General features: G+C 69.3%; 23 protein-coding genes and 1 tRNA gene. 6 read left to right on the top strand and 18 right to left on the bottom strand.

Annotated features, from left to right (window positions below):
- Positions 1-2: 2 nt before the first annotated feature.
- Positions 3-2,066, top strand: a complete 2,064-nt coding sequence (locus OG246_RS04610; protein WP_266456199.1) for an FtsK/SpoIIIE domain-containing protein — start codon at positions 3-5, stop codon at positions 2,064-2,066.
- A gap of 283 nt (positions 2,067-2,349) precedes the next feature.
- Here OG246_RS04610 and OG246_RS04605 read toward each other — a convergent pair whose 3' ends face one another.
- The 15 genes from OG246_RS04605 to OG246_RS04535 all read right to left on the bottom strand — a co-directional run bounded on the left by OG246_RS04605 (position 2,350) and on the right by OG246_RS04535 (position 11,249).
- The gene (locus tag OG246_RS04605; protein ID WP_266456198.1) at positions 2,350-2,484 is read right to left on the bottom strand and encodes a hypothetical protein; all 135 of its coding nucleotides are present in this window, start codon (positions 2,482-2,484) and stop codon (positions 2,350-2,352) included.
- Between the two features lie 178 nt (positions 2,485-2,662).
- Positions 2,663-2,857, bottom strand: a complete 195-nt coding sequence (locus OG246_RS04600; RefSeq protein ID WP_266456195.1) for a hypothetical protein — start codon at positions 2,855-2,857, stop codon at positions 2,663-2,665.
- The gene (locus OG246_RS04595) at positions 2,854-3,315 is read right to left on the bottom strand and encodes a hypothetical protein (RefSeq protein WP_266456192.1); all 462 of its coding nucleotides are present in this window, start codon (positions 3,313-3,315) and stop codon (positions 2,854-2,856) included. Before OG246_RS04595 ends, OG246_RS04600 begins: the two co-directional genes overlap by 4 nt.
- 87 nt (positions 3,316-3,402) lie before the next feature.
- Positions 3,403-4,245: a helix-turn-helix transcriptional regulator gene (locus OG246_RS04590; RefSeq protein WP_266456189.1), complete on the bottom strand. Its 843-nt coding sequence runs from the start codon at positions 4,243-4,245 to the stop codon at positions 3,403-3,405.
- Positions 4,242-4,778 (bottom strand): DUF6879 family protein, encoded by a 537-nt coding sequence (locus OG246_RS04585; protein WP_266456188.1) that lies wholly within the window; start codon positions 4,776-4,778, stop codon positions 4,242-4,244. The genes OG246_RS04590 and OG246_RS04585 overlap by 4 nt, the downstream gene beginning before the upstream one ends.
- A gap of 5 nt (positions 4,779-4,783) precedes the next feature.
- Positions 4,784-4,987, bottom strand: a complete 204-nt coding sequence (locus OG246_RS04580; protein WP_266456185.1) for a hypothetical protein — start codon at positions 4,985-4,987, stop codon at positions 4,784-4,786.
- 161 nt (positions 4,988-5,148) lie between these two features.
- Positions 5,149-5,838: a hypothetical protein gene (locus tag OG246_RS04575; RefSeq protein ID WP_266456183.1), complete on the bottom strand. Its 690-nt coding sequence runs from the start codon at positions 5,836-5,838 to the stop codon at positions 5,149-5,151.
- A 2-nt stretch (positions 5,839-5,840) separates the two neighbouring features.
- A complete protein-coding gene (locus tag OG246_RS04570; RefSeq protein WP_266456181.1) occupies positions 5,841-6,557 on the bottom strand; it encodes a hypothetical protein in 717 nt (238 codons plus the stop codon).
- Positions 6,515-6,973 carry a hypothetical protein gene (locus tag OG246_RS04565; protein ID WP_266456179.1) on the bottom strand — a complete coding sequence of 153 codons (459 nt, stop codon included), beginning with the start codon at positions 6,971-6,973 and terminating at the stop codon, positions 6,515-6,517. The genes OG246_RS04570 and OG246_RS04565 overlap by 43 nt, the downstream gene beginning before the upstream one ends.
- A complete protein-coding gene (locus OG246_RS04560; protein ID WP_266456176.1) occupies positions 6,957-7,310 on the bottom strand; it encodes a hypothetical protein in 354 nt (117 codons plus the stop codon). The genes OG246_RS04565 and OG246_RS04560 overlap by 17 nt, the downstream gene beginning before the upstream one ends.
- A gap of 69 nt (positions 7,311-7,379) precedes the next feature.
- The gene (locus OG246_RS04555; RefSeq protein WP_266456173.1) at positions 7,380-7,802 is read right to left on the bottom strand and encodes a hypothetical protein; all 423 of its coding nucleotides are present in this window, start codon (positions 7,800-7,802) and stop codon (positions 7,380-7,382) included.
- A gap of 192 nt (positions 7,803-7,994) precedes the next feature.
- Entirely contained in the window at positions 7,995-9,896 is a 1,902-nt protein-coding gene (locus OG246_RS04550) for a YfjI family protein (RefSeq protein ID WP_266456170.1), read from the bottom strand.
- A complete protein-coding gene (locus OG246_RS04545) occupies positions 9,893-10,135 on the bottom strand; it encodes a hypothetical protein (RefSeq protein WP_266456167.1) in 243 nt (80 codons plus the stop codon). Before OG246_RS04545 ends, OG246_RS04550 begins: the two co-directional genes overlap by 4 nt.
- Positions 10,135-10,917 (bottom strand): hypothetical protein, encoded by a 783-nt coding sequence (locus OG246_RS04540; RefSeq protein WP_266456164.1) that lies wholly within the window; start codon positions 10,915-10,917, stop codon positions 10,135-10,137. Before OG246_RS04540 ends, OG246_RS04545 begins: the two co-directional genes overlap by 1 nt.
- Positions 10,918-11,036: 119 nt before the next feature.
- Positions 11,037-11,249: an AlpA family transcriptional regulator gene (locus tag OG246_RS04535; protein WP_266456161.1), complete on the bottom strand. Its 213-nt coding sequence runs from the start codon at positions 11,247-11,249 to the stop codon at positions 11,037-11,039.
- Positions 11,250-11,376: 127 nt separating this feature from the next.
- Between OG246_RS04535 and OG246_RS04530 the strand changes: the two genes are divergently transcribed.
- Positions 11,377-12,009, top strand: coding sequence for a helix-turn-helix transcriptional regulator (locus tag OG246_RS04530; protein ID WP_266456158.1), 633 nt, complete (start codon positions 11,377-11,379; stop codon positions 12,007-12,009).
- Positions 12,002-13,360: a site-specific integrase gene (locus tag OG246_RS04525; protein ID WP_266456148.1), complete on the top strand. Its 1,359-nt coding sequence runs from the start codon at positions 12,002-12,004 to the stop codon at positions 13,358-13,360. Before OG246_RS04530 ends, OG246_RS04525 begins: the two co-directional genes overlap by 8 nt.
- A 19-nt stretch (positions 13,361-13,379) precedes the next feature.
- On the opposite strand, the gene OG246_RS04520 is transcribed toward OG246_RS04525, so the two are convergent.
- Positions 13,380-13,868 carry a YajQ family cyclic di-GMP-binding protein gene (locus OG246_RS04520; protein WP_266456145.1) on the bottom strand — a complete coding sequence of 163 codons (489 nt, stop codon included), beginning with the start codon at positions 13,866-13,868 and terminating at the stop codon, positions 13,380-13,382.
- Between the two features lie 200 nt (positions 13,869-14,068).
- On the opposite strand from OG246_RS04520, the gene OG246_RS04515 reads away from it, so the two are divergent.
- A tRNA-Tyr gene (locus OG246_RS04515) sits at positions 14,069-14,150 on the top strand.
- Positions 14,151-14,251: 101 nt separating this feature from the next.
- Positions 14,252-14,464 carry a hypothetical protein gene (locus tag OG246_RS04510; protein WP_266456142.1) on the top strand — a complete coding sequence of 71 codons (213 nt, stop codon included), beginning with the start codon at positions 14,252-14,254 and terminating at the stop codon, positions 14,462-14,464.
- A 111-nt stretch (positions 14,465-14,575) separates the two neighbouring features.
- Here OG246_RS04510 and OG246_RS04505 read toward each other — a convergent pair whose 3' ends face one another.
- On the bottom strand, positions 14,576-15,232 hold the full coding sequence (locus OG246_RS04505; protein WP_266456139.1) for an SDR family oxidoreductase: 657 nt from the start codon (positions 15,230-15,232) through the stop codon (positions 14,576-14,578).
- A 173-nt stretch (positions 15,233-15,405) separates the two neighbouring features.
- Here OG246_RS04505 and OG246_RS04500 point away from each other — a divergent pair, with 173 nt between their 5' ends.
- Complete coding sequence (locus OG246_RS04500) at positions 15,406-16,389, top strand: hypothetical protein (protein WP_266456116.1); 984 nt, start codon at positions 15,406-15,408, stop codon at positions 16,387-16,389.
- Between the two features lie 150 nt (positions 16,390-16,539).
- Here the strand turns inward: OG246_RS04500 and OG246_RS04495 are convergent, their stop codons facing one another.
- A complete protein-coding gene (locus tag OG246_RS04495) occupies positions 16,540-17,790 on the bottom strand; it encodes an amidohydrolase family protein (RefSeq protein ID WP_266463858.1) in 1,251 nt (416 codons plus the stop codon).
- Positions 17,791-17,811 lie beyond the last annotated feature (21 nt).

The following is a 17,811-nucleotide window of genomic DNA, read 5'->3' as shown; positions in this document are numbered from 1 at the left end:
CCATGACCGACACCGTCAAGAGCCCCGCCGAGATTGAGGTACGGTCGCGCCGCCGCGTCCGCATCGACGCCCTGCGCCGGGTCGTTGTCGAGGCCCGCGAGCACACCACCTACCGGCTCCTCGTCCGCCACGGCGCGTACGTACTCGGGGGTACCCGCGTCCTCACCCGACGGGCCTGGGAAGCCCGGACCACCGCCATGCACTCCCGCATGATGCGCGCCGCGGAGATCGCCGGGAACGAGGAACTCGTCCGGCAGTGGGAACAGCGCGCCTACGCCTACCGGTTCGCCCGCCACAAGCGGCGCATGGACCTGTTGCAGATGCTCCTCAACACCCCGAAGGCCATCGCGTCCGCAGTCCTCGGCACGGGCAGCGTGCTGCTCATGCTCGGCATCATGCTGGCCTGGTACAACCACGACGTCCGAGACATCCTCACGCCCCTGAAGACGGTCATCGAGCTGGTCGGATGGGTCGCGTTCATCGCGGGCGTGCTGTGGGAACCCGTGCTCTACTCCCTGCCCTGGCTCGCCCTCACCGGAGTGTGGGCCGTCGGCCGGCACCGCCAGACCGCCCCGTCGTGGGCCCTGCCCGTCGGCGGTGACGAGCGGGACATCGTGCCCGACGAGGGCGCCATCCTGCGGGCGCTCGGCAACCTCGGTATCGCCCCGCTCAACAAGGCCATCAAGGACGGCTGGCAGCCCCGTTGGGAGCAGCCGACGACCCGGTCCGGGAACGGCTGGCACACGCAGCTGCAGCTACCCATGGGCGTCACCGTGGAAATGATCTGCGCTAAGAAGAACGTCCTTGCGCACAACCTGCTCCGCAAGCCGGTCGAGGTGTGGCCGACCGAGCCCCCGAAGCAGCCCGGAACCCTCGATCTGTGGGTGGCCGACCAGGGCTCGCTGTCCGGGCCGGTCCCGCCGTGGCCGCTACTCATCGAGGGGACGACCGACTACTTCAAGGGCGTGCCGGTCGCCATCTCGCAGCGCGGCGAGGCCATCATCGGGAAGCTGATGGCCGCGAACTACATGGTCGGCGGCATCATGGGTTCGGGTAAGTCGTCGCTGGTCATCGCCCTGCTGCTCGGCGCGATCCTCGATCCGATCGTCATCGTCGAGGCGTACGTCATGGCGTACAACACGGACTATGACCCGCTGAAGCCGCGACTGAAGACGCTGGTCAAGGGCGACGACGACGAGGACATCTACGCCGCACTGAAGGCCCTGCGCAGCCTGCGCGACGAGGTGACCACCCGCGGCAAGCTCCTCGAGGAACTCGGCGAAGGCGCCACGAAGGTCACGCGCGAACTCGCGTTGAAGGACCCGCGGATGCGGCCGAAGGTCGTCGTATTCGACGAGTGCCACGAGCTGTTCATGCACAAGGAGTACGGCAAAGAGGCCGCCGAGCTGGCCATCAAGGTCATGAAGAAGGCCCGCAAGACGGCCATCACCCTGATCTGGGTCACGGTCTCCCCGACCGCGGACAGCCTGCCGAGGGATGTCACCCGCAACACCTCCCACAGGGTGGCGTTCGCGGTCGGCGACCACGTGGCCAACGATGGGCTGCTCGGCTCCGGGCGCCACAAGGCCGGCGTCACCGCGACCACCCTGATCCCGGGCGAGGACGTCGGCACGGCGGTGACCGTGGGGTTCTCCACGAAGCCGTTCGAGGTGGTGCGCGCCCACTACGTGGCGCGTGACCCCGACAAGGGTGTCGACGAGGTGACCCCGGTCGTCGTCCGGGCGATGGGTCTGTACGAGGGCGGCCCGGCCGTCGACGAGCCGATGTTCCAGCCGGCCGACCCGCTCGCCGACGTCGCCGCGGTCCTCGCCGATGAGACGCGCGTGCTCGCTCAGGAGGTGGTGCACCGTCTCGCCGCGCGGAACCCGGAGGCGTACGGCAGCTGGGGGCCGACGGACCTGAAGCGCGCTCTGGAGCCGTACGGCGCGGAGCAGTACAAGAGCAACGGGGTGATGGTCGTGGCCCGTGACCGCGTCCAGGACGCCGTGTTGGAGCGTCTCGCGGAGGACGTCGACGACTTCGACGACGAGGAGGGACCCGTCTAGATCTTGGGGAGTTCTCCCCGAAGCCTCCCTGATCCACCTCCCCCGTAGTGACCTGCGCATATGCCAGTTCAGGGAGGGCAGGGAGGCAGGCGGCTGGAGGTGCGGGAAACGGGAAACAGGCTGTCCAGCCTCCCCCGAGATGCCTCCCTCCCCACTCTCACCAGGCGTGATCCACAGGTTGTGCACCTAGGTGCACAACGGCCCCCGGACGGGAGACGCGCACCGTCACGGGGGCCGCTCCCGCCCGCCCCTCGAGCACGGGGGTGCGGGGCGGGCGGGAGTCTTAGCGCTTGATCTGCTTGAGCAGGCAGGCGAGGTGGTAGTGGAACGTGAATCCGCCGGCCGAGGTGCTGAACTTGTCGAAGCTGCGCTGTGGTTGGCCGGGCGTGATGGCCCTCCGGCAGCGGGAGCAGATCATCGATGTGCCCTCGCCCGGCGCAGCACGAGGCGAAGGTGGCCGCCTGTCTGGCATCGGACGTCCTCGCCGCGCAACTCGTTCGCGCAGCACCCGCAGCCTTGGGCGTGGTCGAGGACTGCCCTGTAGGCGGTCTGGACGCGGTTGTATGGCCCGGAGTCCGGCCGCTCCCACCGCGCGCTCATGACGCGCTGTCCTCGTGCGCGGGGTGCGAGCGGATCTCCTGCTCGCACGTCGTGGCGCGCCGAGTGTTCTTGGCCCGCTCGGCTGCGATGCGCTGCCGCTCCAGAGCTGCGCACACGTCACAGCCTGGCGCCGGGCGCGGCGGCTGTGTCGGGTCGTGCAGCGTGATGGGCGGGTCCATGGTCGTCTTCATCCGAATGCCTCCGCGGGAAGTCGTCCGCCCGGCCCGAAGCAGGCGCCGAGCACGGTGGGATCCGTCAGGCGCCCGCTGCCGTGCGGCCGCGCGAGCCACACACGGCCATTCGTCGGACGGTTGACGGGCGGGCAGTACAGCGGCCACAGGGGCGGGTGCACGGTGAGCCGGGCGACGTCGTCCAGGTGCTCCGCGGCGTCCAGAGGAACGAGCCACCAGGCGCGCTCAGCAGCCGGATACGCGAGGACGGGCCCGAGGCCGTCGGGCGGCATCCGCTGCATCGCGTCCACGCTGGGCAGGAGGGGCGCCTCGACGACGAGCCAGCGCAACCCCGAGGGGACGAGCGCGAGTTCGCCGGCCGACCAGGCACGGTGCACAGCGTCAGGGGTGGGGGCACACTCGGCGAGCCAGTCGCGGCCTGCGTAGCGCGTGCCCGGATTGCGGGTCGATGTGGCCATGACCAGGACCGTAGGGAGTCCGGTTGCGCAGGCGCGCGCCGATTGCGCGGGATTGCGCGAGGGGCCGGGGGTGTTGGGGCTGGTTGCTCACGCGAGGTCGAGAGAGGCCCGCGCGCGGGCGATGAGGCGGTGCGCCGGAGGGCCGTAGACGGCCCCCTCATCAAGGCTGTCCCACACCCGCCCGTACAAGGCGACATCCTCGGTCGATTCGAGCGCGAACTCCGTGTTGATCGTCTCGACGACTACCCGCTGTTCGTCAAAGATCCAAAACCCGTGCTTCGGGGTGATCTTCAGCGGCACGCCGAAGGGGACGATGCCGAGCGAGACCGCGCTCATGCCGATCAGTCCGGCGAGCCGATCGAGCTGTCCCGCCATCACGTCGCGCGGGCACATCAGGGCGTGGAGGGCGGCCTCCCAGATGATGACGCGGAACGTCTTGCCCACCTCGTACAGCACCTCTTGGCGCCTCATGCGGGCGCGTACGGCCTCGTCGGTGTCGCGCGGGGACTGCATCAACTCGGCGTTGTGGATCAGTAGATGGCGGGCGTATTCCGGGGTCTGGAACAGGCCGGGGATGACGGTCGCCTCGTACCCGCGCACGGTGGCGGTACGGCGGTACTCGACGACGTACTTGTCCTGTACCGACCGGTGACCCTCGGCGAGTTGCCGACGCCATGAGCGCTGCTGTGTCTCCAGCCCGCGCAACCGGCTCTTGAGGTCGTCGGCCTCGGCCGGCGCTCCCACCACATCGGCCCACGCGTCGAGGTCCTGCGGTGTCGCGGTCTGCTTGCCGTTCTCCAGGCGGGAGACCTTGGAGCGCTGCCAGCCGAGGCGCTCGGCGACGCCCTTGCCGTCGTACCCGGCCTCGGTGCGCAGCTCGCGCAGCCGCGCACCGAGGGCCTCGCGGGCGGTCTGGAAGTCCGTGCTCACACGGAGGAACGTACCTGCGTTGAGGCGTCCGCAGTAGGCACTGCGAAGTGCCATGCGGCGTCACGGGCCTGGCACGCCGCGAGCACCTCGGCCGAGTCCTCAACGACCTCCACACCGGTGGTGGTGTCGGTGTCGTCGATGTGGAAGCGGATCAGGGTGCGGGAGTCGAACAGCCACAGGTCGTGGTCCGGGAGCTCCAGCCGCTTCGCCTCGGATCGGGGCAGGACGCGGATGTCCTCGCCCGCCGCGGCGTTGCCCTGCGCGGTGGCCACGAGGAAGCGTTGGCCGTCGGTGGGAGGCTCGTCGATGATCCGTACGCGCGAGAACCGCTTGCCCTTCGCGGTCTGCGTACGGACGTTGACGTTCCACGAGTGCTCAGGCTCCGGGGCCGGCATGACGCCGCGCATGAACGCCTTGAAGCGCTCGCCCTCGCGGTCGGAGGCGTAGCCGCGGCGGGTCTCCAGGCGCCATGCCGTGTGCTCGAAGTCCGTGAACAGGTGGGCGATCTCGTCGAACGGGACCAGGTCCGGCACTCGGTCTACTCCTTGGGGGCGAAGCGGGTGAGCAGCTCGCGCGGGACGCGTACGAACGTCTCCGAGCCCTTCACGTCCCGCAGCTGCGCGAGGTGCTCGGGGTCCGTCTCTACCTCGCCCTGGACGAGGATCTCGCCAGTCTCAACGACCTCGTACAGCGTGGGGCAGTTGCCGTGTTCTGACGTGGTGCCGATGAACCTGAGCGTCATGTCGCCCTCCATCTGCGCTGGTTGGAGGTCCAGCATGCTGCCGATCGCGCGGGCGCGCTGGAGGATTGCGCGAGATTGCGCTCACCGCTGGTCAGGTGGTCCGTTGCGCGCAACAGCGCCCGGTCCCTCGTGGTGAGGTGCCGGGCGCCGTGCGGTCTGCCTCAGCGGCGGCGGCCGAACTCAATGACCCCAGGCCGCACTTCGCGCCCCGGGTCGCTGGGCTGCGCCTCCGGATGGTCCTTGATGCGAGGCCAGTCGTACGCCTCCCGGGCCTTCGGCACAGGCGTGAAGTCCTTCCACTCGAACCCGTGGAGGGGGCCGCGGCCGGCCAGCGTCTCGCGCAGCGTTCGAGCCTCGTCGACCATGCCCTTCTCATCGAGGTGGAGGTCCGTCCAGGCGCGCACGGTCTCCATCTCTCCGTGGTCGACAGCGAAGGTGAGGACGGCCCGGCGCGCCGCGTCGTCCCCGAACCGCTCAGCCTCGGCGAGCATCCGCATGCGGCCTGCGCGGTCCACCTCCTGCGCTTCCTTCCACGCGGTCCTGAACGCCGTCATGAGCACGGCCTTGTCTGCGGGGGTGGCATCCTCGGCGATGCCCGCCCCAACCGGCACCAGGGACTCCAAGTAGGCGAGGCGGTCACGGCGGCGGGTGGTCAGCCGCTCGTACGCGTCCGCGGTCTCCTGCACGTGTGTGTCGTACAGGTCGGAAACCTGCTGCGTCTTGAGGCGGTCGGAGATGCCGAGGTTCTCGCGGACCGCGCGGGCCTTGGCGACGAACGTCTGCTTCGAGGCGCGCGCGGCGAGGTGGTCGGCGTCCTCGTTGGGGTGCGGCATCGGCTGGGGGATGGTCATGGTCAGGAGTCCCTTCGGATCAGGGCGTGGACGTTCAGGGGCTCACCGGAGGTCCGGTCGTGCAGCTCTCCGTCGCGGGCCAACTCCTGGTCGACGTTGTACTTCCGCATCTCCATCGGGTACGCGGCGAGCACGCGGTGCAGGGCGACCGCGAGGAGCGTCCCGGCCCGCATGCGCCGGTAGACCTTGTGGCCGATGGTGACGTTCTCCCCGCCGACCATGTGCGCGAGCGCGTCAGCTGCACGTCCTTCGCCCTGGATGGGGTGGATACCGGCCGCGCCCATCTGCTTGCCCCACTTCACGATCCGCTCGTTGTGGGCGGCGACCGTCTCGCACAGACCGCGTGCGGCGGCCTCGTACGCGTCGAAGGCGGCGAGGATCTCCGGGGCGCCTTCGAGGTCGGAGGCGGCCTCGGCGCGGATCTGCGCCTTGATCTCTGTGTGCCGGGCCTGGCGGCGGGCTTCACGGATCTCGGCCTGGCGGCGCTCGGCGGCCGGCACCTTCAGCTCGGCGTGCTCGGCGGTGGCGCGCAGCTCGGCGAGGTGCGCGGGGGTGAGTGCGTCGGGTACCGGCCCGTGCTCGCCGCGGAGGGTCTCCTCGGCGGTGCGCAGTCGCTGAGCGGCGAGGTACGCCTCCTGCTCGGCGTCGGTGACGATGGCGTCGACCTCGGCGTCGGTCAGGGCGAACGCATCGGGGGGTGCTGTCTCGGTGGCGGGCATCCGTCGGTCTCCTTGTGGCTGTTCACGAGGTGCTGGGCGTCGTCCGGGTGCCACGCGTTGCGCGCGGCCGGGGTGACGCCTGCCTGTGCAGCCAGGCGACGGGCGTGACGTTCAGTCACGCGGAGCCGGACGGCGAGCTGTTCAGTGCTGATCAGCTCACGGTCCGAGGATGGCTCGATGTCCACGGATGTCCGCGCGGAGTGTCCGTTCGCGGACATGTGGGCTTGCGAGGCGGCCCTCAACGCGTCCAGGGCGGCGGCGACTTCGGGGCGTACACGGCCGCCCTCGGCGCGGTGCTGCATGAGTTGGGCGCGGAGGGCGAGCCACAGCGGGTGGCAGACCTCGGCGGGCAGGAACACCCCGCCGGCCGCGATGACCGAGGGCGGGGCGGTCCCCTGACTATGCGGCGTCGTCACCGTCGGAACCACTCTGCGGCCGGCGGGCATCGAGCCGCTCCAGCATCGACACGGCCCGCGGGTCGCCCCGCCGTACGCCCTTGCGGAGGGTCGCCCGCACCTTGTCCTCCTCCTTCTTCAGCGCGGCCCTGTGGCGGGTGCTGGAGTCCTCCGCCTTCTCCGCCTCGACAGCGAGCGCGGCGAGCTGCGTGGTGGCGTTCTGGACGATCGCCGCGAGCTTCGGCATCAGGGCGGGGTCATGCCGGCCTGCCTCGCGGTGCAGGCGGGCGAGGGCGCGGCGGAAGCGCATGTTCGCGGTGTCGAGCTGCTCTCTTCCGGGGTAGGCGGGCTTGCCCATGGGGTGTTCCTTCCGTACATGTGCGGGGGCGTGATTACGCGTGGGGCTGCGGAACCGGATGAGCGCGGCTCAGCGGGCCTTGCAGATGCCGTGTCCGTTGCCGGGGTCTGCGTCGTTGAGGCGGCGGATGAGTTCGCCGCAGAAGGCGTCCCAGGCTTCGGGGGTGCGGAGCCACTTCTCGGTGTCGGTGGTGGCGGTGGTGCGGGTCTTCTCTGCGGTCTCGAACTCTTTGGCCCAGTCGGAGCCGGAGATGAGCCGCCATTCGGCGTTGCCGGGGTCGTGTGCTTCGCGGGGTGGGTAGCCGCGTTCCCAGCCGATGAGGGGGGTGGTGAGGGGCTTGATGATGCCTTCCCAGATGCAGCTTCCGCACATGTTGTCGTTGGGGCGTACGAGTTCGATGAGGACGTCGACGATGCTGGCGATGGCTTGGAGGCGGGGTTCTGCGTGGAGGGCTCGTTGGTAGTCGGTCTGGCGGGTGGTGGGGGTGTTCATGGGGTCCTCCAGGGTTTCCGCATTTTTCGCAGGGTGTTGCGGGGGTGGCGGGTGTGGTCACCGACGCCCCCGGCGGATACAGAGAGTGGATAGGTTGGTTACGTTAAGTAATAATTAGTTGAAAAATGGCCTATATAAAGGGGTAGTGCGTCAATCCCAAAACCCTTGAGGCAGTGCGGAAAATGCGGAAACTCATCGCGGCGGCTCCAGGACTCTCGGATGCACCACGAAGCGAGGCGCCGGAGGCCGCCCTTGCCGACCCGTACGCTCCGGAGCCGGGAGCCATCGGATCCAGCCGTGCCGTTCCAGGACATCCAGCGCCTGCCGTGCTGAGTCGGTGTCCTGGAACCAGCTCTGGCCAGCCACGCCCCGCTTGACGTCCTCGGCGGTGAGCGCACCCTCGGGGTGCTTCTTGCGCAGCCAGTCGAGGACGGCGCGGGCGGGGCCAAGCTTCGACTGCTTCTCGGCGGACATCAGGTCGACGACCAGGCGGGCGTGCGCAAGGAGATACGGCACCAGGGCCACGGTGTTGGCCATAGTCTCGCCGGACACCGTCATGCAGTCCGGAGCGTCGAACAACGTCATGATCGCGGCGAGGCGCAGGAGTTGGCCCGGGAGCTTCTTTGACCAGCCCTCCACGGAGGTCAGTTCGCCGGGCACGAGGTGGCGGCGCTCCCACTCCTGCCAGAACGCCTTGAAGATGCCTTGGGCGTCCTCGTCGAGGCTCATTTCACGGACCTCGGAGTCGTCCCAGACGACCGCGATCATCCGGGCGAGCCTGTCGGCGTACCGGCGACGGACATCGTCCGGGATCGGGACCGTGTCGTACGTGCGCTGCCCGACCATGGACAGCGGTACCGAGAAGATGAACCGACCGGTCAACCCGCGAGACTCGAACACCTCGGCCATGTCGCCGAGCCCGGTGAGCAGGCCCGGCTGGACGGCGAGCGCGAGCGTCAGGTTCGGCCGCGTGAGGAACAGAGGCGGGCCGCTCTTCCGGTTCACCGTGTGGGGTTCGTGGGACCAGCTCTTGAGGACGATCTCCAGGTTCGGCAGGTTCGAGTAGCGGCCGCTGATGTTGCCGAGGAACCCGCCCTCGGCGGAGATGACGGCGAGGCGTTCGCCCTGCTCGGCCATCACCTCGGCCGCGGCCTCCGGAGTGGTGTCGTCCGCGAGCATCTGGGTGGGCACCTTCGGCTCGCCGAGCTGCTCCATCTCGTCACGGACCGCGTCGAGGTCGGTCCGGGCCGCCTGCCGTTTGGTGACGTTCGAGGCCTTGATGACCTTGTCCTCGGCAGCCTTGACACAGGCCTCAGCGATGCGCCGCTCTTGCTGGTCGCGCGCGACCGAGTACCGGTCCTCGGCCTTACGCCGCTGCTCCTCCTCCGAGAGCGGCGCGACCATGGCGGCTCGGGACGGCGACTTCTTCTCGCCGGGCGCGGCAACCGTCATGGAGTACAAGGTCACCGGTTCGAACCAGTCCGGCTTGGGGCTCACAGTCCGCCGGCCGCCGACGGCTGCGGAGGCCGCGGCCATACCGAACCATGCCGGGATGTCCACGGGCACCTGGAGCGAGTCGGCGACGGCCTGCGCCATTTCGCCGATGCCGCCGAGGAGCTTGACGTCCAGCGTCGGAGGAGCGGGCGGTGTGAGCCGTACGGGCTCGTCCCACTCGCCTTGCTCCTGGCGGTCGACGGCCTCGCGGATCGCGGCGCGCGCGGCCTCGGGGTCGTCGGCGTACTGCTCCATCGCGTGCCGGATCTCGGCGCCCGTGCGCTGCTCGACAACCAGGTCGCGCAGCTTCTCCGCGTGATACTCGGCGTCCGGAACGCAGTGCTCGCCGAGCTGACTGAAGACGACGGCCCCACCGACCGCCTTAACCAGGCCGGGATCGGCGCCGAGGGCGGCATAGTCGGTGGGCTCACCCTTCGGGATGCGCTCGGCGAGAGCGTCCCAGACAGCTTTGGTACGTGGATGCCGGATCATGCCCGGCTGGACGATCGCGGCGAGTCTCTCGAACTGGTCGGGCTTGACCAACGCAGTCCCGACTACGGCCAGTTCGAGGCCCTCGCTCGGCGTTTCAGGAGTGATCAATGGAGCTCTGCCTCCGGCTGCTCTTCGCGGGCCTTCACTTCTGCGTCGGCTGCGGCGAGCACGTACTGATCCATTCGGTGCGCGGTGGCGCGCACGAGGTTGGAGCTGGGCTGGTCTTCCAGGAGTGCGCGGACCGAGCGCCGGAACTGGTCCCAGACGGCTCTCGTGTCCACGCGGGAGGGCCCCGCCACCGACTTGGTGTCGGCGGCGGGGCTTCCCGGGTTGGTGCGGGAGGTCATTACGCGCGGGCCTCGGCCTGGCGGTCGGCCGCCGCGATCTCCGGGTCACCCTCGAAGTCGCCGGCCGCAGTCTCGTCCGCGAGGTCGAGGAGCACCTCGTACCGGTCGGCGAACTCCCGCATGGCCACCAGCGCCTCGCGGCCCTGCGATGGGGTCAACTCCCCGGTGGTCGACCCGTTGTGAAGCCACACCCTTGTCTTGCGGCCGTACGCCTGCGGCTTGTCGTCGAAGACGACCACTTCGGCGGCGAGCCACGGCAGGTCGCGGCGCTCGGCCTCGCAGTCGATGTCCCGCAGCGCGGTCTCGATGGGGGTGGTGCGGTGGGCTCCGAGTCCCTCGTCGAGGGTGAGGGTTACCTGGGGGACGGTGAGGGCCTGCTCGGCCTTGTCGAGGAGATGGCGGACGGTTTCGAGGAGGTGCGTGGGGTCTTGGCCGTCGACGACGCAGAGGACGCGAGTGCCGTCGAGGTGCTCCGCGTGGAAGGCGGTGACCTTGTTGCGAAGGTTCTCGCTGAGGGTGGAGGGGTCCAGCACTTCGACGTCTAGGCCGTGTTCGGCGACGAGGGCGGCGAGCTCGGCCTCGGCGCCCTGGTCGTCGGTGTGCTCGCGAGCTCCGTCGTTCAGGAGCGCGGCCACGTGCGGGTGCTGATCGGCGATGTAGCGGTCCGCGGACTCCTCGGCGGCCTTCGCGGTCTGCGCGACCGCGTCCGCGACGAGGAGGGGGTGCGGGTGCCGCGTCGGCTGAAGAGCGGCGCGCATGGTGTCGGTGGTCTGTGCTTTCATGTGGGCATCCGTTTCTGTTGAAGCCCTGGGGTCGCTGGCGAGCGATCAGCCCCGGGGTTTCGGCTTTTCTGGGATCGGATAGGCCCTCAGCGGGATTGGCGTCCTGCTGGGGGCCGCTTCTATGCGGCGATCGTCTGGGAGTCGAGCCACTTCTCAACGTCGGACCAGCGGGCACGAAGGTGCCGGCCGACCTTGATGAACTTCGGGCCGCTCCCGCGGCTGGACCACTGATAGACGGTGCCGAGCGGGACACCGCAGTACTCGGCGATTTCTTCGGGCTTCGCCAGCGGGCGGTGATTCGAGGCCGTCGGCGGGACGGTGGCACGGGGCATGGAGCCCTCCATGTCCGTTCTGGAATGACTGACATTGCTCAGCATGACGTGACCGAATGGCACCTGTCAACGCTTGCCTTACATCCCGGCCGTATGTCATCGTCAGCAATGACGAAAGGTGCTTGTTGTGCGGTTGGAAGAGACCATCGGCTGGAACATCAACCAGCTGCGCACCCAGCAGGAGCTGTCACAGGCAGACCTCGGCGAGGCCCTGGGGGTGTATCTCGAAAAGCCTTGGAGCCGCCAGGCGATCCACTCGGCTGAGAAGGGTAAAAGGGCGTTCACGGCTGTTGAACTGGTCGCTTTCGCCCTGGTGTTGGAGTGCGAGCTGCCGTTCCTTCTGGCTCCTCACGGGCCCGCGAGGAGCGGCAATATCGAGCTGCCGAACGCCTCGGTGCCGGCCCTGCGACTTGCCGAGGTCGTGGCTCCGGAAGCGCCCGAGGATTGGATGCGTCGCACCAACATCGAATCCTTGAGGCAGCTCGTCCCGATGCTGACCGGGAGTCTCGATACCTTGCGGCTCCTTGAGGTGAGCCTGGTGGAACTACTCAACGACGCCGAGGAGCGAGAGGCCCACACCAATCCCGAGAATGCGAATCCGCTGGTCAAGCAGGAAATGGCTGCGCGGGCAGAGATGGCCGCCGTCCTGGCTGACGCGCTCGGACGGGGCAAGATCGATCTTCGGCGCATGAGAGCGATCGCAGGTTTCCGAGAGAAGACAGAAGAGGTGCGGCGCGAGACGGGGGATGTCGATGGCTAGCGTCTACGACCGGTGGCACCTTTCTCGCCCGCGCAAGGGCGCCGAGCCCTGCGCCGAGCACTCCAGCAAGACCCGCACGCTCGTACCGTCCGCCGACCATGGCAAGGGCAAACGCTGGCAGGTCCGTTGGCGCGACGCGGCGGGGGAGCAGCAGAAGGAGAACTTCGCCAAGCGCAGCCAGGCCGACACCCGCGCCGCGACCGTGCAAGCGGACCTGGACCGCGGCCTGTACGTCGACCCCGCCGCGGGCAAGGAGAGCTTCCGCTCCGTCGCCGAACGCTGGCGCACCTCGGCCGTGCACCGCGGCGGCACGTCATCTCGTGTCGAGCGGGCCCTTCGGCTGCACATCTACCCGACGTTCGGCGACCGCCCGGTCGTGACGATCCGCCCCTCGGAAGTGCAGGCGTGGGTCAAGGACCGGTCGCAGGTCCTCGCGCCGTCCACGCTCCGGGTGACGTTCGCCTACCTGGTCACCGTGATGCACACGGCAGTTCGGGACCGGACGATCGCGCTCAACCCGTGCGCCGGCATCAAGCTGCCGGAAGTCCGCCGAGTCGAAATCGTTCCCCTGCACGCGGACGCCGTACGGGCGTTGATCGAAGCGGCCCCTCCCCTGTACCGCGCGATGATCCTGCTCACCGCTGCCTCCGGGCTACGGCAGGGCGAAGTGTTCGGCCTCGAAGTGGAGTGCATCGACTTCCTGCGCCGCGAGGTGACGGTGCGACAGCAGCTCATCACCCCGGACAAGGACACCGACGCCGCCGAGGACGAGACCCCGGAGCCGTACCTCGGCGAGCCCAAGACGCATGAGAGCTATCGCACGGTGCCCCTGGCCACTCCTGCGGTCAACGCGTTGGCCGCGCACCTCCAGCAACATCCGGCGGTCGCGGTAGACATCGAGGACCGGACGGACCCGCGGAAGCCGAAGATGCGGAAGGCACACATGCTCTTCAGCAACGGACGCAACGAGGTGATCAAGCGGGCGAGTTGGTCGCACGTGTGGGCGCGTATGGAGGAGCGGGCGAACGAGTCGCTCAGCAAGGCCTACGCGGAGGCGTATGCGGCGTGGGTGCAGCGCGGCCGGCCGGACGGGCAGGAGCCCGCACCGGTCCGCGTGCCGGACGGCGCGAGCATGCACGACCTCAGGCACTTCTACGCCTCAGCGCTGATCAAGCACCGCGAGAGCGTGAAGACCGTTCAGCGGCGGCTTGGTCACTCGAAGCCGTCGATCACGCTCGACATCTACACCCACCTCTGGCCGGATGACGAGGACACAACGCGGGCGGCCGTCGAGGCGGTCCTCGGTGATGTGCCCGCGTTGTGCCCTCCGGCCGCAACGATTTCTAGTTAGTGCAGCTCAGAGGCTTGTATCACCGGTAGTTCACGAACTGCAGGGCGAAGTCGAAGTCCTTGCCCTTGAGAAGCGCCTGAACTGCCTGCAGGTCGTCACGGCTCTTGGAGCTGACGCGCAGTTCCTCGCCCTGCACCTGAGCCTTCACGCCCTTCGGGCCCTCGTCGCGAATGATCTTCGCGACCTTCTTCGCGTTGTCCTGGGAGATGCCCTCCTCGATCGACGCGAAGATCTTGTACTCCTTGCCGGAGAGCTGCGGCTCACCGGCGTCCAGCGTCTTCAGCGAGATACCGCGCTTGATCAGCTTGGTCTCGAACACATCGAGGATGGCCTTGACCCGCTCCTCGGAGTTCGCCTCCATGAGGATCTTCTCGCCGGACCAGGAGATGGAGGCGCCGACGTTCTTGAAGTCGTAGCGCTGCGAGATCTCCTTGGCGGTCTGGTTGAGGGCGTTGTCGACTTCCTGCCGCTCGACCTTCGAGACGATGTCGAAACTGGAGTCGGCCATGTCCTGTGGCTCCTTGTATCGGGGTGCGTAGGGGCGGCCGTCGAGCCCGGCGTGGTCCCCGGCCGCATCCGCATAAGCCTAGCCACCCCCTACCCCCCGAGCGCAGATCAATCGGGTGGCGAAGCACCCCCGGGCATCAGGTATCGTTTACGTCGTTGCCACAGAGCACCGCCAAAACGGTCCTCACGGCAGCAAACCCTGGCGGTGTGCCCGAGCGGCCAAAGGGAGCAGACTGTAAATCTGCCGGCTTCGCCTTCCGTGGTTCGAATCCACGCGCCGCCACATGAGGGAAACCCCCTCCGAACTGCGATCAAGCAGTTCGGAGGGGGTTTCTTCGTGTTCGGGGCCGGGGGAATCGTCGGTTGCTCGGGCACACTGATCCCATGTCGTCGCGTCGCAGGAACTGCCCCGAGTGCCGTCGGGAGATCGCCGTCGTCGCGGGGCGGTTCGCTCGGCATGATCCGCCGGGTGCGCGGGGGAGCGGGGAGCTGGTCTCGTGTCCGGGATCGCGCAGCCAGGCGCCGCTCGGGGCGGCTCAGCCGGCGCTGGACGGGTACGCCGTTCCCGAGTTCCCCGGTCAGATTCCGTTGTTCTGACCGGCGTTTGTTCCGACGGGTGCTCCGACCGGTCTTCTGACGCAGGCCCGCAGCGCCTGGCTCCGTGCCCCTGGCGCGGGGCCCCTCACTCCGTGCCCCTGGCCCCCCGTCCTAGTTCCCCGCCACCGACTTCACCGCCACCGAAACCGGCGTAGAACCGCTGATCAATTCCAGCGTCAGGCCTGCCGTCGCAGGGGTGTCGACCATTTCCGCGAGGACCGCTGCGACGTCGTCGCGGGGGATCGTACCGCGGCCGGTGGAGGCCTCCAGGCGTACGAGGCCGGTGCCGGCGTCGTCGATCAGGCCGCCGGGGCGCAGGATCGTCCAGTCCAGGGCCGTACGACCGCGTACGTACTCGTCGGCCTCGCCCTTGGCGCGCAGATAGGCGTCGAAGATGTCGTCGCCCGGGTGTGCCGGGTCCGCGCCCATGGAGGAGACGACGATGTGACGGCGTACGCCGGCGCGTTCTGCCGCGTCCGCGAACAGCACGGCGGCGCCCCGGTCCACGGTGCTCTTGCGGTCCACGCCGCTGCCCGGGCCCGCGCCCGCCGCGAAGACGGCCGCGTCCGCGCCCTGCAGATGTGCGGCGACCTCTTCCACCGTGGCGGACTCCAGGTCGCACAGGACGGGCTCGGCGCCGGCCGTCCGCAGGTCGTCGCCCTGTTCGGCGCGGCGGATGATCCCCGCGACCTCGTCACCGCGCGCGGCGAGCAGGCGCTCCAGCCGCAGTGCGATCTGACCATGACCTCCAGCGATAACAATGCGCATGTTTCCGACCGTACGCCCGGATGGACGCGTTCGCCGCACAACCCTGTGGATGACTCACGGGTCACATGAGTGATCACTGTGAACGAGGGGATGTCGTGCGTGCCGTGCGGCGTCGTTAGGAGAACACCATCACCGCCATACGCAAGACCGTCATCGCCGCCGGCTGCTCCGCAGTGCTGCTCGCCACCGCGGCCGCCTGCGGCACGGTTCAGAATCTCACCGCAGGTCAGAAGGTCGACCAGGCCGTCGACCGGCTCGGCGAACAGAAGTCGCTCGCCTTCGAGTTGGACCTGGACGCCGACTCCGACGCGCTCACGGCGCTGGCGGGCGAAGCGGGTTCCGAGGAGGAGCTGCCGCCGGAGTTCGCGAAACTCCTCGCGGGACTGCGCGTCGAGGTCTCCGTCAAGTCCAAGAAGCCGCTGGCTGATTCGGGTGAGAAAGATCTCGTCGGTATGAGTGCCAGGGTCGAGGGCCCCGAAGGCGTCCTGGTCGAGTACCGGGTCGTCGGCGACTTCACGTACTACCGCGCCGACTTCAAGGCGATGGGCGAGACCATGGGCGTTCCCATGCCTACGGCCGATCAGATCCCGGAGAGCGAGAAGGAGTTCAGGAAGGTACTTGAGGGCGAGTGGGTCAAGGTCGACACCAGCGCTCTGGAGAAGGCCCAGAAGTCTGAGTCCTCCTCGGGCGGCGCCGACGGGATCGACGCCAAGACTCAGCAGAAGATCATCGATGCCGTACGTGGTGTCATCGCCCACGAGGTCACCTTCAGCGCCAAGGACGGCAGCGACGGCACCGAACACGTCATCGCCCAGGGCAACTTCCGTGATCTGCTCACCGGAGTCCTCGACAAGCTCGGACCGTTGGAGGGAGACCTCCCGCCGGGCGCCGAACTCCCCACGGCCAAGGACCTCAAGGACGCTCCGAACAAGAAGGTCGCGGTCGACTTCACGCTGAAGAACGGCGACCTGACCCAGGTCGAGGTCGACCTCGCCGTCCTCGCCGACGCCCCGAAGGGCACCCGGCTGCCGCTGGTCCTGAAGTTCACCGACGCGGGCGACGTCAGCGCGCCGTCGGGTGCCACGGAGATCCCCACGGGCATGGTGCCCGGAGACAGCCTCTTCTCCGGTGGCCTGTTGGGCGGCGGCGAGTTCTGAGTTCCCGGTGCGCCGACCGGCGAGCGCGCCGGTCGGCGCCGGGCACGCGCGCGTGGATGCAAAAAGCCCTCCACGCGCGCGTGCGCTCACACAAGCCAGCCACGCGCGCGTGCCCTCACAAAAGCCGGGCCCCGTCCCGCCCGCCCCCGTTCAAGACGGCTCCCCCCGCCCCTGCCGGGGCAGATCCAGTCCCGTAGCCGCCGAGTTGCAGTACTCCCGCACCGCGCTGGTCCGCGCCACCACGCGCCCCCGGTGCACCACGATGCGGCTGTACGCCAGCGACAGCACCCCCGCGAGCCGGTCCCCGCGTACGGCGAGCAACTCGGCCGGAAATCCCGCCTCCACGCGCACCTCGGGCAGCCCGAGGGCGGACCGGGCTACGGAACTCACGGCGTCGTACGCGTCCTCGGGGCGCAGCCCGTGCCGCGAGGCCAGCAGATACGCGGCCTCCAGCGGGTCGCCGCGGCCCACCGGATTCGCTACGTCGCGCAGGGCGCCGCTGCCCGCGGCGACCCGTACTCCGGCCGCCCGCAACAGCCGTACCGGAGCGGTTCCGCGCCGGTCCACGGCCCCGCACCCGCCCTGCGGCAGGCAGACGACGGTCACCCCGGCCGCGGCGAGCTGGTCCGCCGCGCGGGAGGCGACCTCGGCGGGCAGCCGGCCGAGTCCGCCGCAAGGGCCGAGCGTCACTCCGGGGCGCAGCCCGCCCGCCATCGCCGCGAGCCGCCCGAGCCGTGCGGGGTCGGCGGCGTCCGTGTGCAGGTCGACCGGGCAGCCGTGCTCGGAGGCGAGCTCCAGGACCGCCTCCACGTAACCCGTCGGATCGGGGTCGGCGTCCGGGCAACCGCCCACTACGGAGGCGCCCATTTTCACCGCGTCCCGCAGCATCGCGAGCCCGTCCGCCCCGGCGACACCGGTCAGCACCCGGGGCATTGCCACCGTCGTCAGCTCGGCGAGCCCCCGCAGTGACCGCCGCGCCTGGAGCACCGCGGCCAGCGCGTCGAGCCCCTGGACATCGCCTACACGCACGTGTGAGCGCAACGCCGTGGCCCCGTGCCCGAGTTGCAGCAACGCGGCCTCGGTAGCCCGTCGCTGGACCTCCTCGGCGTCGTACGAGAGGGGGCCGTCGTCCTCCGCCGTCAGCGCCGTGTCGCCGTGGGCGTGCGGCTCGGCAGGGGCCGGCAGGAGGAGGTAGCCGCTCACGTCGACGCGCGCGCCGTGGGCGCTGAGGCTCCCGGCGGTGCCGACCGCCTCGATGCGCCCGCCGCCCAGCCGTACGTCCACGGTCCGGCCGTCTGTGAGCCGTGCCCCGCACAGCAGGAGGGTGGCCGTGTCGGTCTGGCCCGACGGTCCCGACTGTCCCGATGAGGAGTGGGGCGGCTGCGGCTGGCTCTCGGGCATCTGACTGTCGGGCATCGCGCT

The sequence above is a fragment of the Streptomyces sp. NBC_00620 genome, assembly GCF_026341825.1.
Classification (GTDB): domain Bacteria; phylum Actinomycetota; class Actinomycetes; order Streptomycetales; family Streptomycetaceae; genus Streptomyces.
The sequence above is the reverse complement of the archived record's forward strand: the minus strand, read 5'-3'. Positions and strand labels throughout refer to the sequence as shown.

Excerpts from the sequence above, each read along its gene's own strand:
- OG246_RS04610 (WP_266456199.1), top strand. The coding sequence starts at position 3 with ATGACCGACACCGTCAAGAGCCCCGCCGAGATTGAGGTACGGTCGCGC.
- OG246_RS04605 (WP_266456198.1), bottom strand. The coding sequence starts at position 2,484 with ATGATCTGCTCCCGCTGCCGGAGGGCCATCACGCCCGGCCAACCACAG.
- OG246_RS04600 (WP_266456195.1), bottom strand. The coding sequence starts at position 2,857 with ATGAAGACGACCATGGACCCGCCCATCACGCTGCACGACCCGACACAG.
- OG246_RS04595 (WP_266456192.1), bottom strand. The coding sequence starts at position 3,315 with ATGGCCACATCGACCCGCAATCCGGGCACGCGCTACGCAGGCCGCGAC.
- OG246_RS04580 (WP_266456185.1), bottom strand. The coding sequence starts at position 4,987 with ATGACGCTCAGGTTCATCGGCACCACGTCAGAACACGGCAACTGCCCC.
- OG246_RS04575 (WP_266456183.1), bottom strand. The coding sequence starts at position 5,838 with ATGACCATCCCCCAGCCGATGCCGCACCCCAACGAGGACGCCGACCAC.
- OG246_RS04570 (WP_266456181.1), bottom strand. The coding sequence starts at position 6,557 with ATGCCCGCCACCGAGACAGCACCCCCCGATGCGTTCGCCCTGACCGAC.
- OG246_RS04560 (WP_266456176.1), bottom strand. The coding sequence starts at position 7,310 with ATGGGCAAGCCCGCCTACCCCGGAAGAGAGCAGCTCGACACCGCGAAC.
- OG246_RS04555 (WP_266456173.1), bottom strand. The coding sequence starts at position 7,802 with ATGAACACCCCCACCACCCGCCAGACCGACTACCAACGAGCCCTCCAC.
- OG246_RS04545 (WP_266456167.1), bottom strand. The coding sequence starts at position 10,135 with ATGACCTCCCGCACCAACCCGGGAAGCCCCGCCGCCGACACCAAGTCG.
- OG246_RS04540 (WP_266456164.1), bottom strand. The coding sequence starts at position 10,917 with ATGAAAGCACAGACCACCGACACCATGCGCGCCGCTCTTCAGCCGACG.
- OG246_RS04535 (WP_266456161.1), bottom strand. The coding sequence starts at position 11,249 with ATGCCCCGTGCCACCGTCCCGCCGACGGCCTCGAATCACCGCCCGCTG.
- OG246_RS04525 (WP_266456148.1), top strand. The coding sequence starts at position 12,002 with ATGGCTAGCGTCTACGACCGGTGGCACCTTTCTCGCCCGCGCAAGGGC.
- OG246_RS04520 (WP_266456145.1), bottom strand. The coding sequence starts at position 13,868 with ATGGCCGACTCCAGTTTCGACATCGTCTCGAAGGTCGAGCGGCAGGAA.
- OG246_RS04510 (WP_266456142.1), top strand. The coding sequence starts at position 14,252 with ATGTCGTCGCGTCGCAGGAACTGCCCCGAGTGCCGTCGGGAGATCGCC.
- OG246_RS04505 (WP_266456139.1), bottom strand. The coding sequence starts at position 15,232 with ATGCGCATTGTTATCGCTGGAGGTCATGGTCAGATCGCACTGCGGCTG.
- OG246_RS04495 (WP_266463858.1), bottom strand. The coding sequence starts at position 17,790 with ATGCCCGAGAGCCAGCCGCAGCCGCCCCACTCCTCATCGGGACAGTCG.